Below are 14,974 nucleotides of genomic sequence, written 5' to 3' on the forward strand. Positions count from 1 at the left end.
GTTACTGTACAGGCGCGTATTGGCGCACCGCCTGATAGAACGCCTGTAGCGCCAACGCCACATCCGCGGTAATAACAGATTCATCGGGATGGTGACTGATACCGCCACGGCAGCGAACAAACAGCATGGCTACCGGCCAGCGTTCGGCAATCGCAATGGCGTCATGTCCTGCACCGCTTGGCAGCAGCAGCGTTTTCCCCTGAATCTGCGTCACAGCCTCGTTTAATCTCGACTGCAATGCCGGGTCGCAGCGGGTTGCCGCAATACGATAATACTCTTCGGCACTGAACTGGCAGCCGCGCTGGTGCGCGATATCCCGTCCCAGCGTCAAAAGTTTCTCCAGTAGCGCATCCAGCGGTGCATCTTCTGGCCCGCGAATATCCAACGTCATTCTCACCTCACCGGGGATGACATTCGCTGCGCCCGGCAAACACTGCAACGTGCCAAACGTGGCGACCAGATGAGGATCGCTTTCCCGCGTTATACGTTCTGCCTGCGCCATCCAGTCTGCCGCCGCCGCCAGCGCATCCTGCCGCTGCGTCATCGGCACCGTCCCGGCATGCCCTGCCAGACCGATGAAGGTACAATTGAGCCGTCGCGCACCGTTGATTGCCGTCACGACCCCCAGCGCCAGATCCTGCTGTTCCAGACACGGCCCCTGTTCGATATGTAATTCCAGATAGGCGGCAATATCGCTAACCGGGCGCGCCGCTTCCGCGATCTGAAGCGGATCCAGCCCGGCAATGGTCAACGCCTGTGCCACGCTGGTGCCTTCAGCATCCTGACAATCCAGCCAGCTTTCCGGCCAGGAGCCCGTCAATCCCCGACTCCCCAGCAGCGTAATGCCAAAGCGTGTGCCTTCTTCATCACCGAAACCGACAATCTCCAGCGCCACAGGCAAACGAATGCTCTGTAGGTGAAAAGCGCGCACCACTTCAATCGCCGTCAATACGCCCAACATGCCATCGTATCGTCCGGCATTGCGCACCGTATCCAGATGCGAACCGAGCAGCAGCGCTGGCGCATCCGGCGTGAGAGCTTCATAACGACCACAAATATTGCCCACGCTGTCCTGCCAGACGTTCATGCCAGCCTCACGCATCCATTCCGCTACCCGCGCGTTGGCACGCAGGTGCTCCAGCGACAGATAAACGCGAGTCAGTTGACCGGGGGTTTCGCTGATTTCTGCCAAGGCATCACAGCGCAGCATAATTTGTTCAGCCGCAGCCTGTGCAGCAGCAGGTGAGAGTAGAGGTTCACTCATGCACGCTCCTCGTTCGCGGCGTAGCTGTTCCACGCGGCCTGCAAGGCCTCACCCTGTACTGTGCGGAAGCCCAGGCGATTCAGTACCGCTTCCAGCGCCGTCAACGTTTGCATCACACAGTCTTTGCGTGCGTTATAACCCATTGTGCCGATACGCCAGATTTTGCCCTGAAGCGGGCCAAACGAGGTGCCAATCTCAATGGCGAAATCTTCCAGCAGCAGCTTACGTACCTGCTCGCCGTGGACACCGTCAGGGATCACCACGCCCAGCACGTTATTCATTTTGTGTTGAAGATTGCCAAAGGTTTCCAGCCCCATTCCCTGAATCCCCGCCACCAGCGCATTACCATGCAGCGCATGGCGGGCAATGCTGCGATCCAGCCCTTCTTCGAGGATCACCCGCGCACATTCGCGAGCGGCGAACAGCATACTCGTCGCCTCCGTATGGTGATTGAGGCGTTCCGGCCCCCAATAATCCATCACCATGCCGAGATCGAAATAGTTGGAATAGATCATCTCGTCGTCACCGTCCTGATGGGCATCCGTGCGGATCCCCTGCTCGACGCATTTACGGCGGCGGATCACCGCTTCCATCTGTGCGCTCAGCGTGATCGGTGAACTACCGGACGGCCCGCCGAGGCACTTCTGCAATCCGGCGGAAACCGCATCCAACCCCCATTTATCCGTTTCCAGCGGATTACCGCCAAAAGAGGCGGTGGCATCGGTATAAAACAGCACGCCATGACGGCGGCAAATCTCACCCAGTTCTTCCAGCGGTTGCAGCATGGTCGTCGAGGTGTCGCCCTGCACCGTCAGCAACAGACGCGGGCGTACCGCCTTGATCGCTTCTTCGATTTGGTCTGGCGAGAACACCTCACCCCACGGTACTTCGATGGTATGAACCTCAGCACGGCAGCGGCGGGCTATCTCACACAGTAGATGACCAAAACGACCAAACACCGGCACCAGCACCTTATCGCCGGGGCGGATCGCCGACAGCAGAATGGCTTCGATCCCCGCACGCGAGGTGCCATCCACCAGCATCGTCCAGCGGTTTTCCGTGCGAAAAAGCTGACGATAGAGCGCCATGACCTGATTCATGTAGTTCGTCATCGCGGGGTCATACTGACCAACCAGTTGGCTGGCCATAGCCCGTAATACGCGCGGATCGGCATTGATTGGCCCCGGCCCCATCAATAAGCGATGAGGAGGATTAATTTGCGCGTACAGTTCGCTGTTCATGGTTATAGGCTCCACATTCTTGTTTCTCATCCCCTTGCAAAGAGGCTCATTACGCTTCTGACAGTCCTCGGACGGAGGCGATAAACTGTTTCAATTCCGGCGTCTGCGGGTTGGCAAACAGCGTTTTGCTGTCGCCCTGTTCCCAGACGGTGCCCTGATGCATAAACACCACGCGGTCGCCCACTTCACGGGCAAAATTCATTTCATGCGTCACCAGAATCAGCGTCATGCCTTCTGCGGCAAGCTGTTCCAGCACCTTCAACACTTCACCGACTAATTCAGGATCGAGTGCCGAGGTAATTTCGTCACACAGCAGGACTTTGGGGTTCATCGCCAATGCACGGGCAATCGCGACGCGCTGCTGTTGGCCGCCCGACAAATTGGCGGGATAGTAGTGCAGGCGTTCGCCCAGCCCGACCTTGTTAAGCATCTGCTCGCCAAGTTCACGGCATTCCGCCGCGCTTTTCCCCAGCACGCGGCGCGGTGCCAGCATCACATTTTCCAGCGCCGTCATGTGCGGGAACAGATTGAAGTTCTGGAATACCATGCCGACCGAACGGCTGATTTCCCGCGCCTGAGAATCCCTGTCGGTGACCGTCATCCCGCCCAGCTTAATGCTGCCATCCTGATAGCCTTCCAGCCCGTTCATGCAGCGCAGTAGCGTGCTCTTACCAGAGCCGCTGCGCCCGATGATCGAAATGACTTCGCCCATTTCAATATCCAGATCCACGCCTTTCAGGACATGGTTTTGACCGTAGTATTTTTGAACCTGATTAATGGTGATGAGCGGCATTGAATTTCTTCTCCAGATAGCGGCTGTAGTAAGAGAGCGGATAGCACATCAGGAAGTAGCCCAGCGCCACCAATCCAAACACTTTAAACGGCTGATAGGTCACGTTATTCAGCATGGTGCCCGCTTTGGTCAGTTCGACGAACCCGATAATCGACGCTAACGCGGTGCCTTTAATCACCTGCACGGAAAAACCCACAGTAGGTGCAATGGCGATACGCATCGCCTGTGGCGCAATCACCCGATAGAGCGTCTGGCCGAAATCCAGCCCGAGGCAGCGCGAGGCTTCCCACTGCCCTTTCGGCAACGCTTCTACGCTGCCGCACCAGATATCCACCAGAAAGGCGCTGGTAAATAGGGTCAGCGCCAGTGCCGCTGCCGCCCAGGGGCTGACATCGATGCCGAACAGCGCCAGACCAAAAAACGCGAGGAACAGTTGCATCAGCAGCGGCGTCCCCTGAAACAGTTCGGAATACAGTTGAACGAAACGTGTTGGCCATTTGCGCTTACTCAGCCGCAACAGCATGAGCGGAAACGTCACCAACGCGCCGCCGATAAAGGCCGTCAGCGACAGCAGCAGCGTCCAGCGCGCCGCCAGCAGCAGATTGCGCACAATATCCCAGTCGGTAAATGTCATCATGACTGACTCCCCAGAAAGCGCCGTCCTGCCAGCAGTAAGAGTTGCCGCATCAGGACAGACAGCGCCAGATAACACAGCGTGGTGGCCAGATACACTTCAAAGCTCAAAAAGGTACGGGATTGAATCAGGTTGGCAGCAAAGGTCAGTTCTTCATAAGAAACCTGCGACACCACCGACGATCCCAGCATGACGATGATGCACTGGCTGACCAGCGCCGGATAAATCCGCTGGAGCGCAGGCGGCAGGATCACGCGCAGAAACGTCTGCACTCGCGTCAACCCCAGCACGCGAGCGGCTTCCCACTGGCCTTTCGGCGTCACCTGAATTCCGGCACGGATAATCTCGGTGCTGTACGCGCCAAGGTTAATCAACATTGCCAGCAGCGCAGCCTGCCCGGCAGTCAGTTTCCAGCCCAGACTCGGCAAGCCGAACACGATAAAGAACAGTTGCACCACAAACGGCGTATTGCGGATGAGTTCGACATAAACGCCCCACAGCCGGCTCAGCAGGGTGGGCTTGCCGCAACGCAAGGCCGCCCCACAGATACCGATGGCAATACCGCCGAGGGTTGCCATTACCGTCAGCTCAATCGTGACCCACAGCCCCGCCAGCAGTTCGGGCCAGAACGGCAACAGCGCGGAAAAATTAAGCTGATAAGTCATGGCAGGCTCCCGTTATGCTTTGATGCTGTCTGGCAGCGGCGCTTTCAGCCATTTTTCCGACAGGCCGTTGAGCGTATTGTCTTTCAGCGCCTGTTCGATCAACGCATCGACTTTCGCTTTCAGCGCTGGCTCATCCTTCTTCAGCCCGATGTAGCACGGCGAATCTTTCAGCATAAACTTCGCTACCGGTGCTTTAGCCGGGTTCTGTTCAGCAATCGCGGCAACCACCAGGTTACCGGTGGCAACATATTCCACTTGCCCGGACAGATAGGCCGACAGCGTGGTGTTGTTATCTTCGTAGCGCTTAATCTGTGCAGCTTTCGGCGCGACATCCGTCAGCACCATGTCTTCTACCGCACCACGCGTCACGCCAATACTTTTACCTTCCAGCGCATCAGACGACGTCAGCGTGCTATCTTTTGGCCCAAATACACCGAGAAAGAACGGCGCATAAGCGCGACTAAAATCGATCACTTTTTCACGCTCGGCATTTTTGCCCAGACTGGAGATCACCAGATCGACTTTGTTGGTTTGCAGATACGGCACGCGGTTAGCGCTGGTTACCGGAACCAGTTGCAACTTTAGTTTCATCTCTTTCGCCAGATAGCGGGCGATATCGATGTCATACCCTTGCGGTTGCAGATCCGTGCCTACCGATCCAAACGGTGGGAAATCCTGCGGCACTGCAACGCGCAACACGCCACGCTTCTCGATATCCTGCAACTGATCGGCCATTGCGCTACCGGCCTGAACCAGTAACATTGCCGCGCCCATCATCGCCAGTAACCCTTTTTTGATGCCCAGTTTATTGATCAACATCGTCTCTGCCCCCGGTTAGTGTAATTGAAACGAAAGATTCTTTAAAAGCAATTATTGAAACTATCGTTACAGATAGTAAGCAAGGAGTGTGCCAGATTATATTTGCGCTTTTGCGCTATTGATGATGAGGGATCTGAGCGTTTTTTTAAACCACAGGATGGATATGCGATATCGGTGAAAAATGTCGCGCGTAATACTCAGGGCTGAACCTTATGGTCTTTATACGTTATTCGCGTCAAGAATTACGCTGAGGTGAGCATGACCGCCGGATGAGCGGCATGGACGCCGCGAAAGTCAGCGCCGCGTCGGGAGCGCGTCGCTGGCGGTCCGGGTTGCGGGCATGAACGCCGAAGGTACCGCGAAGCGGCGTGATTCCTCGCAAAAAGCCTGGGTTCATAGGGCAAGCGGCGTTTGAGCTGCCCTATGTCGGGCGTGGCGCTGTGTCACAAAAATAATCCGGTGCTATCACGCCCGAAACGATCTGCATGACTATATGACAGACCCACATGACGGCATGACACATAAGGGCATCAGAAGAGTACCAAACATCAAACACGTCGCATCAAATTAGTGCATAAGCACCATCTCAATGCACCATTATCGTTGTTCTAGCTCATCCAGTTCACCATAAAGATCCGCGATCTGGTGAATGCGCTGGCGTCCGTCACGCAGCATCTCATGTAGCAACGCGTTGCTGATCACATTCACCAGACTCATGGCGGAGGCATAGCTGTCAAACGCCGAGACACTGTCCAACGGGACGCATAATGACCAGGTTGCCAGCGTCATCAGCGTATTGACCTGAGGTTCACACAATAACAGCACAGGCACGTCACGCTGTTGCAATTGTGCCAATAGCGGCTGAATCAGGCGTGGACGGCGGCGAAAAGCCACCACAATCACGACATCCTGAACCGTGAGATCGACCAGTTCTTCGGAAAGGGTCTGCCCCGGCTGCGCCAGCAGCGTGACCTGTTGACGAATCTGGAGCAGTTGTTGGCGCAGGTGCAGCGCCACCGGATAGCTATTGCGTAGCCCAACCAGACACAGGCGCTGCGCCTGCATCAGCGCCTGAATCACGGCACCAAACTGTACCGGATCAATCTGGCTAATCCACTGGGTCAGATTCGCCATTTCCTGCTTGTAATGCCGCGCCAGCAGCGTATTCCCCTGCACGGCATCACGGTTATCCGCCAGCGGCATCCCGCTCTGGCGCAGCGTTCTTAACTCATCGCGCATGTCGCGGTAGCTGGGGTAGCCCAGGCGTTTGAACAAGCGGCTGACGGTCGCTTTAGAAACCCCGCTCAGCCGCGCCAGCTCGGCGCTGTTATAGCTAATCAAATCGTCAAAATGATCGAAGATGAAATCCGCGACACGCTGTTCCTGCGGTGAAAGCTCGCTATAACGATCCCGTAATCGTTCATCTATTTGCATCATCGTCTCTCGTCCATTGCGCTTGCTGTAACATTTGTTTCATTGCGCAGAACATAGCACAGGATGGTCAGGATGATACAGATACCCCGTCGAGTACGAATATCGACTTTCCTATCGCATGAAAAAACTGGAACGCCGTTTGCTTATAGCTAGGGTTAATGGAACACCTCACACTGACCCTACATAAAAAAGGAATCCTGAAATGATGCAAAGTAATACCGCCCCGCTGGGCATGGCGGTGGCTCCTCATCATTTAGCCAGTGCCAGCGCATTGGCGATTCTGCGCGAAGGCGGAAACGCCATCGAAGCCATGGTGGCAGCCGCGGCAACCATCGCCGTGGTGTATCCACATATGAACGGGATCGGCGGCGACGGCTTCTGGCTGATTGTGCCGCCACACGGCGACCCCATCGCCATCGACGCCAGCGGTGCCGCAGGATCGCTGGCCTGCCGTGCGCTATATGAAGGGGAAAGCCGCATTCCCCATCGCGGCCCCAAAGCAGCGCTGACGGTCGCGGGCACCGTCGGCGGCTGGCAAGAAGCACTGACGTTTTCACAGGAGCTAGGCGGCACCCCGTTACCGCTCGCTCGTTTACTGTCTGACGCGATTCGCTATGCGGCAGACGGCATTCCCGTCACGCAATCGCAAGAGGATGCGCTGACCCAGCGCTATCATGAACTGATTGATTCCCCTGCCTTCAGCCAACTCTTTATGCCGCAGGGGCATGTCCCGCGAGCGGGCAGTCGCTTCACCCAGTCTGACTTAGCCGATACCTTGACGACACTGAGCATTGAAGGGCTGGACAGCTTTTATCGCGGTTCCGTCGCCGCGCGACTATCGGCACAGATGACACAACTCGGGATGCCGCTGACGGCTGACGATCTCGCGAACTACCGCGCCAAACGCACCACACCGCTGGTGCTGAAACATAGCAAAGGCGATATCTACAATCTTGCGCCACCCACGCAAGGTCTGGTGTCGCTCGCGATCCTCGGCATAACCGACCATCTGGACATGGAAGATCTGAACGATAGCCAGACGATCCACCGCATTGTCGAATCCACCAAGCTGGCATTTGGCCTGCGTGACCGCTTCATTACTGACCCCAAGCATATGACGCAGGATGTTCAGGTGCTGCTGGAAAATGATGCGCTTGGCGCACTGGCGCGGCAGGTCGATACCCGTAAAGCCGCACCGTGGGGTGAAGGCAAAGGCCCCGGCGATACGGTGTGGATGGGGGTGTGCGATAGCAGCGGCCTGTGCGTCTCTTTTATTCAAAGTATCTATCATGAGTTCGGCAGTGGCGTTGTGCTGCCGGGAACCGGCGTGCTGTGGCAAAACCGCGGTGCCTCGTTCAGCCTCGATCCGATGCACCTGCTGGCATTAGAGCCGGGTAAACAGCCTTTTCATACCTTAAACCCCGCCGCTGCACGCTTGTCCGATGGCCGAACCCTGGTCTATGGATCGATGGGCGGTGACGGGCAACCTCAGACGCAGGCGGCTCTCTTTATCCGCCACGTCCAGCAAGGGCTACCGCTGCAACAGGCGATTACCGCGCCGCGCTGGCTGCTGGGCAGAACCTGGGGACAGGCCTCCGACACCCTGAAGATCGAAGATCGCTTTAAACCTGCCACCGTGGACGCACTGCGCCAACTGGGTCATGACGTCGAACTATTGAGCAGTTTTAGCGAAACCGTCGGCCACGCGGGTGCCATCGTGCGGCACACCAACGGCATGCTGGAAGGGGCTTTCGACCCACGCAGCAACGGCAGCGCAGCAGGCTTCTAACTATGAATCAACCGGGAGAACATCGCATGACGACAACCGCTATCGATAGCGACACGTTGGCCGCCTATCTTCAGAATATGGAAACGCTGCTGGCACTGCCACTGAGTCAGGAACGACATCAGGAACTTTTAGTGCAGTTCAGCCGTATCCACGCCATGGCACAGCCGCTGATGGCGTTTCCGCTTGATGAACATCAGGAAATCGCCGGGGTGTATACGCTATGAGTGTACCGGCCAGAACAACCTCATCATTATCTATCCGGCAGATTCAACAAGGTTTGCAGGCTGGCACGTTCTCCGCCAGCGAACTTGCACAACAGGCGCTGAGCGCGATTGAGCAAACCAACCCCCCCCTCAATGCCTACACCCATATCACTGGCGAGCGCATGCTGGCAGAGGCTGCGCGTATTGATGCATGCCATCAACGCGGGGAAACCTTGCCAGCGCTGGCCGGCGTGCCTTATGCCGTCAAAAATCTGTTTGATGTTAGCGGTGAAACCACGCTGGCTGGTGCCGAACTTCTCAGCCAACGCCCACCCGCCGCGCAGGATGCTTTTGCCATCCGTCAGCTTGCTCATCAAGGCGCGCTACTGTCCGGCATGTTGAATATGGACGCCTATGCCTACGGCTTTACCACCGAAAACAGCCATTACGGCCCCACGCGTAATCCACTCGACACACAGCGTATCGCTGGCGGCTCGTCTGGGGGATCGGCTGCCGCTGTCGCCGCCGGGCTGGTTAACTTTACATTAGGCAGCGATACCAATGGTTCGATCCGTGTTCCCTCATCGCTGTGCGGGGTTTTCGGGCTAAAACCGACGTTTGGCCGTTTATCGCGTCACGGTAGCCACCCCTTTGTCGCCAGCCTCGATCACATTGGCCCCTTGGCACGCCGCGTAGACGATCTGGCATTAGTCTTCGACGCCTTACAGGGCCGTGATAAGTACGATCGTTTTCAGGCTGAACGGGAAACGCAGCACACCGCCGAACACCTGGAAACGGGTAGCGACGGGTTACGCTACGCGGTGCTGGAGGGCTATTTTTCGGAGTGGAGTCGCGAGGAGGCAAAAATTGCCGTTCGCCAGATCGCACAAGCGCTGGGCGCACAGGACAGTTTGACGCTAACCGACGCCACACTGGCACGTAGCGCGGCTTTTATTCTGTCGGCCAGCGAGGGGGGAAACCAGTATTTGCCAGATTTGCGCACACAGCCTGAGCGTTTTGAACCGCTGTCTCGCGAACGCCTGCTGGCAGGTGCCATGATCCCCGCCGCCTGGTATGTGCAGGCTCAGCGCTTTCGCCACCATTTTCGTCAACAGGCGCTGGCGCTTTTTGAGCACACCGACCTGCTGATCGCCCCCGCGACACCCTGCTCCGCCACACTGATTGGGCAGGAAACCATGCACATTAATAATACCGACCTACCCGTTCGCGCCAGCATGGGCATGCTGACACAGCCGATCTCTTTCGTCGGCTTGCCCGTCGTGACGGTGCCCGTGGCAACCGCGAGCGGCCTACCGATAGGTATTCAGATTATTGCCGCGCCGTGGCGTGAGGATCTGTGCCTACGCACGGCGTGGGCGCTGGAGCAGCAGGGAATCACCTATACTTTATGAGGAAAGAAAAGATGTTACCTGAGGATATTAACCAGCCGGATGTGCTAGCCGACGTGACTGAGGCTTTCTATCGCTACGAAAAAGCCTTAACCGGTAATGATATTGCGGTACTGGATGAACTGTTCTGGCACGATGAAAAAACGGTGCGCTACGGCGCGGGGGAAAATCTGTACGGGATTGAGGAAATCCGCGCTTTTCGCCTCGCTCGTCCTTCTGCCGGTCTGGACAGAACCCTGCGTAATACGGTCATCACCACCTATGGGCATGATCTGGCCGTCGCCAGTACGGAATTTACCCGCACAGGCAGTACCAAGATCGGTCGCCAGATGCAAACCTGGGTCAAAATGCCCGAAGGCTGGCGTATTGTCGCCGCCCACGTCAGCCTGATGAGCGAGTAATAAAAAGAATGACAAACACAAGCGCAGCCCAGTGCGCTTGTGTCAATGGTCAATCATCGGATTGTCAGCCGGGTTAGGTGCGACTGACGCCAGATCATATTTGCCATCGACAAGCACATATTCACCTGAAGCCAGCTTACGCTTTATCACATCACACGCCGCCATTTGCCATTTTTTCGACAATGCCCTTATTTCTCTTTCTGACACTGCCTCGCAATTATCAAAACAACTCAACACACCGACTTACAAATGGCATTATCCATGCAAAAATGACAACTCTATTATTCGGAACACTCTCATTTATTGATGGAAATTAATACAACCATTTCACCCATTATATCTTTGCTATAGTGTATAAAATACCGACAGTTATCATAAGTAAAAAATGGACTCACGTCGGTCTATTTGAGTGTCTATAATCCAAAAATCGTGATTTATTTACCCTATTATTCGATTAGTGAAATTCACTATAAATGGTGATGTATTCACAATCAAAAAAGGTTATATCAGCCACTAATTAAACACGTAATAATAAACAGGTAAGATATTGTTATAAAAAGAATTATACTTCAAATAAAAAATCATAAAGATCACATAAATCATGAGAATAACGTAGCGATAATCGTGTTGGAATTATCGTAAATAGGGGGCTATCGAGAAACACCATTGAGGCAACAAAGGGTTGTCTCAGAATCTGAGTATGGTAGGGTAGATTATGTTTAATCATTATCAGGGCTAGGTTATAGAATTATAAACGACACAGGAAAACAATAATTTCATGGCAATTAAACTTGAAGTAAAACATCTTTATAAGATATTTGGTGAGCACCCAGACAGAGCATTTAAACTGATTGATAAAGGCCTGAGTAAAGATCAGGTATTTGAAAAAACAGGGCTTACTGTTGGGGTGAAAGATGCCAGTCTGGCCATTGAAGAAGGCGAGATATTTGTCATCATGGGATTATCCGGTTCCGGTAAATCGACCATGGTACGCCTTCTCAATCGTCTGATCGAACCCACTCGGGGTCAGGTGCTGATCGACGGTGAAGATATTTCTGCAATATCCGATACCGCGCTGCGCGATGTCCGTCGCAAGAAGATCAGTATGGTGTTCCAATCCTTTGCGCTCATGCCGCACCTGAACATTCTCAGCAACACCGCGTTTGGTATGGAACTCGCTGGTGTGCCGAAAGCGGAGCGTGAGCAAAAAGCGCTGGATGCCTTACAGCAGGTGGGTCTTGAAGCCTATGCCGCCTCTTACCCGGATGAGCTGTCCGGCGGGATGCGGCAGCGTGTCGGTCTGGCTCGCGCGTTAGCGAATAACCCCGATATTCTGCTGATGGATGAAGCGTTCTCCGCGCTCGATCCACTGATCCGCACGGAAATGCAGGACGAGTTGGTCAAACTCCAGTCCCGTCATCAACGCACTATCGTCTTTATCTCGCACGATTTGGATGAGGCGATGCGTATCGGTGACCGGATTGCCATTATGCACGGCGGTGAAGTGATTCAGGTCGGTACACCCGATGAGATTCTGAATAACCCCGCCAATGACTATGTGCGCACCTTTTTCCGCGGTGTCGATATCAGCCATGTCTTTAGCGCCAAAGATATCGCCCGCCGTCGCCCGGTAACGTTGATTCGTAAAACACCCGGTGTGGGGCCGCGCTCTGCGCTGAAAATCCTTCAGGATGAAGACCGTGATTACGGTTACGTGCTGGAAGGTGGGAAACGCTTTATTGGCGTCGTCTCGATTGATTCACTGAAGCAGGCGCTGAAAGAACAGCAGCCGCTGGAACAGGCGTTACTCCCCGAACCTGCTCCCGTGCCCGCCGATATGTCACTCAACGAGCTGATTTCTCAGGTCGCACAGGCTCCCTGTGCCGTTCCTGTCGTCGGCGAAAATCATGAGTACATTGGCATCATTTCCAAAGGGATGTTGCTACAGGCACTGGATAAGGAAGGAGTGACCAATGAGTAAATCAACCTCAAATCCGTGGGATACCACGACGGCACAAAGTCAGCCAGCCGATCACAGTACCGCGCCGGATCAAGCGAATAGCGCCCCGCAAAGCGATCCATGGGCGACCAGCACATCCGCTCAGGATGCCCCCGCGAGCGGCGGTGATGCCTGGAACAGCGCGCCGACGCCCGACGGTTCCACCGATGCCGCGCATCAGGCTGTGCAATCCGGCAGTGACTGGTTAAACAGCGCGCCCCCCGCTGCGCCCGAGCATTTCAACCTGCTCGATCCGTTTAAGGACACGCTGATCCCGTTGGATAGCTGGGTCACACACGGGATCGACTGGCTCGTGCTCCACTTCAGGCCGGTTTTTCAGGGCGTTCGCGTCCCGGTCGATTTTATTTTGGGCGGCTTCCAGCAGTTTCTGCTGGGGATGCCAGCACCGATCGCCATTCTGGTGTTTTCGCTGCTTGCCTGGCAGATGTCCAGTCTCAGTATGGGGGTCGCCACCCTGCTGTCGCTGATCGCCATTGGTGCCATTGGTGCCTGGTCGCAGGCGATGATCACGCTGGCTCTGGTGCTCACCGCACTGTTCTTCTGCGTACTTATCGGGCTACCCATGGGGATCTGGCTGGCGCGTAGCGAACGGGCCGCGAAGTTTATCCGACCGCTGCTGGATGCCATGCAAACCACGCCCGCATTCGTCTATCTGGTGCCTATCGTTATGCTGTTCGGGATCGGTAACGTACCGGGAGTGGTAGTGACCATCATCTTTGCCCTCCCGCCCATTATTCGTTTAACGATTCTGGGTATTCGTCAGGTGCCAGCCGATTTGATCGAAGCGGCGGAGTCATTCGGTGCCAGCCCGCGTCAGATGCTGTTTAAAGTTCAGCTTCCGCTGGCCATGCCAACCATCATGGCAGGGGTTAACCAGACGCTGATGCTGGCGCTGTCGATGGTGGTGATCGCCTCGATGATCGCCGTGGGTGGTCTCGGTCAGATGGTACTGCGCGGCATTGGCCGTCTGGATATGGGGCTGGCTGCCGTCGGCGGTGTCGGGATTGTCATTCTGGCGATTATTCTTGACCGACTGACTCAGTCTCTGGGGCGCGATCGCCGCAGTAAAGGCAACCAAAGCTGGTATAGCAGCGGCCCGATTGGCTTGCTGACCCGCCCTTTCATTAAGCAATAATGCTTGTCCCGCTTGTCTGACACGCGTCAGGCAAGCGGCGACCTTCACTATGCATTTTATCCGCAATATTCACGAATCAACGCACGATAAAAAGACAGAGGGAATCATGATGCGTAACACCACACTTTGGGCTACCGCCCTGACGACCGCACTGTTGAGTACGCAGATTTACGCTGCCGACACCGCACAACCGGGTAAAGGCATTTCCGTTATTCCGGTGCAAAGCACTATCTCCGAGGAAACGTTCCAGACGCTGCTGGTCAGCCGCGCGTTGGAAAAGCTGGGCTATGACGTACAGCCTCCTCGTGAAGTGGATTACAACGTGGCCTATACCTCTATCGCCTCCGGCGATGCGACATTCATTGCCGTAAACTGGGATCCACTGCACGCCGATCAGTATAAAGCCGCTGGCGGGGATGCGAAATTCTATCGTCAGGGAGAATATGTCTCCGGTGCCGCTCAGGGTTATCTGATCGATAAGAAAACCGCTGAGAAATACCACATCACTAACATTGCGCAGCTAAAAGATCCGAAAATCGCCAAGCTGTTTGATACCAACGGCGACGGTAAGGCCGATTTGACGGGCTGTACGCCAGGCTGGGGATGTGAAGCGGTCATTAATAACCACCTTCCTGCCTATGGTTTAACCAATACGGTGGAGCATAATCAGGGCAACTATGCGGCGATGATCGCCGATACCATTACCCGCTACAAAGAAGGCAAACCGATTCTGTACTACACCTGGACACCATACTGGGTCAGCGATGTGCTGGTGCCGGGTCGTGACGTGGTGTGGTTACAGGTGCCGTTCTCTTCTCAACCGGGAGAAATGAAAGGCGTCAGCACCAAGCTGGCGAACGGTGCCGACTATGGCTTCCCGGTTAACAACATGAGAATTGCGGCCAATAAAGCGTGGGCCGAGAAAAATCCTGCCGCGGCGAAGCTGTTTTCCATCATGAAGCTGCCGATTGCCGATGTGAATGCGCAGAATTTACGCATGCACGAAGGTCAGGGGTCACAGCAGGATATTGAGCGTCATGTTGATGGCTGGATTAAAGCCCACCAGCCATTGTTTGACGGCTGGGTGAAAACCGCCGCCGAAGCCGCGAAATAATCACCGTAGGCGAGCGCTCCTTTTTCACAAAGGAGCGCTTTTCATTAACGCGC

Annotated in this window: 15 protein-coding genes; 7 read left to right on the forward strand and 8 right to left on the reverse strand. The window is 55.3% G+C overall.

What is annotated here, in order from left to right:
* Position 1: 1 nt before the first annotated feature.
* The 7 genes from hpxK to OI69_RS14725 all read right to left on the reverse strand — a co-directional run bounded on the left by hpxK (position 2) and on the right by OI69_RS14725 (position 6,853).
* Complete coding sequence (hpxK, locus tag OI69_RS14695) at positions 2-1,264, reverse strand: allantoate amidohydrolase (protein ID WP_039351901.1); 1,263 nt, start codon at positions 1,262-1,264, stop codon at positions 2-4.
* Entirely contained in the window at positions 1,261-2,505 is a 1,245-nt protein-coding gene (locus OI69_RS14700) for a pyridoxal-phosphate-dependent aminotransferase family protein (RefSeq protein WP_039351903.1), read from the reverse strand. Before OI69_RS14700 ends, hpxK begins: the two co-directional genes overlap by 4 nt.
* 49 nt (positions 2,506-2,554) lie before the next feature.
* Positions 2,555-3,298, reverse strand: coding sequence for an amino acid ABC transporter ATP-binding protein (locus tag OI69_RS14705; protein ID WP_039351905.1), 744 nt, complete (start codon positions 3,296-3,298; stop codon positions 2,555-2,557).
* Complete coding sequence (locus tag OI69_RS14710; protein WP_154715564.1) at positions 3,279-3,932, reverse strand: amino acid ABC transporter permease; 654 nt, start codon at positions 3,930-3,932, stop codon at positions 3,279-3,281. Before OI69_RS14710 ends, OI69_RS14705 begins: the two co-directional genes overlap by 20 nt.
* Positions 3,932-4,597 (reverse strand): amino acid ABC transporter permease, encoded by a 666-nt coding sequence (locus OI69_RS14715; RefSeq protein WP_039351911.1) that lies wholly within the window; start codon positions 4,595-4,597, stop codon positions 3,932-3,934. The genes OI69_RS14710 and OI69_RS14715 overlap by 1 nt, the downstream gene beginning before the upstream one ends.
* Before the next feature lie 12 nt (positions 4,598-4,609).
* On the reverse strand, positions 4,610-5,395 hold the full coding sequence (locus OI69_RS14720) for a transporter substrate-binding domain-containing protein (RefSeq protein WP_039351980.1): 786 nt from the start codon (positions 5,393-5,395) through the stop codon (positions 4,610-4,612).
* Positions 5,396-6,013: 618 nt separating this feature from the next.
* Complete coding sequence (locus OI69_RS14725) at positions 6,014-6,853, reverse strand: MurR/RpiR family transcriptional regulator (RefSeq protein WP_039351915.1); 840 nt, start codon at positions 6,851-6,853, stop codon at positions 6,014-6,016.
* Positions 6,854-7,052: 199 nt separating this feature from the next.
* Here OI69_RS14725 and OI69_RS14730 point away from each other — a divergent pair, with 199 nt between their 5' ends.
* From OI69_RS14730 to hpxZ, 4 genes are read left to right on the forward strand one after another with little or no spacing between them, the layout of a single operon-like run.
* The gene (locus OI69_RS14730; protein WP_039351918.1) at positions 7,053-8,639 is read left to right on the forward strand and encodes a gamma-glutamyltransferase family protein; all 1,587 of its coding nucleotides are present in this window, start codon (positions 7,053-7,055) and stop codon (positions 8,637-8,639) included.
* A gap of 26 nt (positions 8,640-8,665) precedes the next feature.
* Positions 8,666-8,863 carry an oxalurate catabolism protein HpxX gene (gene hpxX, locus OI69_RS14735; protein ID WP_039351983.1) on the forward strand — a complete coding sequence of 66 codons (198 nt, stop codon included), beginning with the start codon at positions 8,666-8,668 and terminating at the stop codon, positions 8,861-8,863.
* Positions 8,860-10,254 carry an AtzE family amidohydrolase gene (locus OI69_RS14740; RefSeq protein ID WP_039351921.1) on the forward strand — a complete coding sequence of 465 codons (1,395 nt, stop codon included), beginning with the start codon at positions 8,860-8,862 and terminating at the stop codon, positions 10,252-10,254. Before hpxX ends, OI69_RS14740 begins: the two co-directional genes overlap by 4 nt.
* Before the next feature lie 11 nt (positions 10,255-10,265).
* Entirely contained in the window at positions 10,266-10,652 is a 387-nt protein-coding gene (hpxZ, locus tag OI69_RS14745; protein WP_039351924.1) for an oxalurate catabolism protein HpxZ, read from the forward strand.
* Positions 10,653-10,694: 42 nt separating this feature from the next.
* Here the strand turns inward: hpxZ and OI69_RS19910 are convergent, their stop codons facing one another.
* Positions 10,695-10,835 (reverse strand): hypothetical protein, encoded by a 141-nt coding sequence (locus tag OI69_RS19910; protein WP_154715563.1) that lies wholly within the window; start codon positions 10,833-10,835, stop codon positions 10,695-10,697.
* A 595-nt stretch (positions 10,836-11,430) separates the two neighbouring features.
* Here OI69_RS19910 and proV point away from each other — a divergent pair.
* The 3 genes from proV to proX all read left to right on the forward strand — a co-directional run bounded on the left by proV (position 11,431) and on the right by proX (position 14,921).
* Entirely contained in the window at positions 11,431-12,633 is a 1,203-nt protein-coding gene (gene proV / locus OI69_RS14750) for a glycine betaine/L-proline ABC transporter ATP-binding protein ProV (protein ID WP_039351926.1), read from the forward strand.
* Positions 12,626-13,807 carry a glycine betaine/L-proline ABC transporter permease ProW gene (proW, locus tag OI69_RS14755; protein ID WP_039351929.1) on the forward strand — a complete coding sequence of 394 codons (1,182 nt, stop codon included), beginning with the start codon at positions 12,626-12,628 and terminating at the stop codon, positions 13,805-13,807. The genes proV and proW overlap by 8 nt, the downstream gene beginning before the upstream one ends.
* Positions 13,808-13,916: 109 nt before the next feature.
* A complete protein-coding gene (proX, locus tag OI69_RS14760; RefSeq protein ID WP_039351986.1) occupies positions 13,917-14,921 on the forward strand; it encodes a glycine betaine/L-proline ABC transporter substrate-binding protein ProX in 1,005 nt (334 codons plus the stop codon).
* Positions 14,922-14,974: the final 53 nt, after the last annotated feature.

Origin of the sequence: Pectobacterium fontis, assembly GCF_000803215.1 — a bacterium.
GTDB classification, from domain to species: Bacteria; Pseudomonadota; Gammaproteobacteria; order Enterobacterales; family Enterobacteriaceae; genus Pectobacterium; species Pectobacterium fontis.

Excerpts from the sequence above, each read along its gene's own strand:
- hpxK (WP_039351901.1), bottom strand. The coding sequence starts at position 1,264 with ATGAGTGAACCTCTACTCTCACCTGCTGCTGCACAGGCTGCGGCTGAA.
- OI69_RS14700 (WP_039351903.1), bottom strand. The coding sequence starts at position 2,505 with ATGAACAGCGAACTGTACGCGCAAATTAATCCTCCTCATCGCTTATTG.
- OI69_RS14705 (WP_039351905.1), bottom strand. The coding sequence starts at position 3,298 with ATGCCGCTCATCACCATTAATCAGGTTCAAAAATACTACGGTCAAAAC.
- OI69_RS14710 (WP_154715564.1), bottom strand. The coding sequence starts at position 3,932 with ATGACATTTACCGACTGGGATATTGTGCGCAATCTGCTGCTGGCGGCG.
- OI69_RS14715 (WP_039351911.1), bottom strand. The coding sequence starts at position 4,597 with ATGACTTATCAGCTTAATTTTTCCGCGCTGTTGCCGTTCTGGCCCGAA.
- OI69_RS14725 (WP_039351915.1), bottom strand. The coding sequence starts at position 6,853 with ATGATGCAAATAGATGAACGATTACGGGATCGTTATAGCGAGCTTTCA.
- OI69_RS14730 (WP_039351918.1), top strand. The coding sequence starts at position 7,053 with ATGATGCAAAGTAATACCGCCCCGCTGGGCATGGCGGTGGCTCCTCAT.
- hpxX (WP_039351983.1), top strand. The coding sequence starts at position 8,666 with ATGACGACAACCGCTATCGATAGCGACACGTTGGCCGCCTATCTTCAG.
- OI69_RS14740 (WP_039351921.1), top strand. The coding sequence starts at position 8,860 with ATGAGTGTACCGGCCAGAACAACCTCATCATTATCTATCCGGCAGATT.
- hpxZ (WP_039351924.1), top strand. The coding sequence starts at position 10,266 with ATGTTACCTGAGGATATTAACCAGCCGGATGTGCTAGCCGACGTGACT.
- proV (WP_039351926.1), top strand. The coding sequence starts at position 11,431 with ATGGCAATTAAACTTGAAGTAAAACATCTTTATAAGATATTTGGTGAG.
- proW (WP_039351929.1), top strand. The coding sequence starts at position 12,626 with ATGAGTAAATCAACCTCAAATCCGTGGGATACCACGACGGCACAAAGT.
- proX (WP_039351986.1), top strand. The coding sequence starts at position 13,917 with ATGCGTAACACCACACTTTGGGCTACCGCCCTGACGACCGCACTGTTG.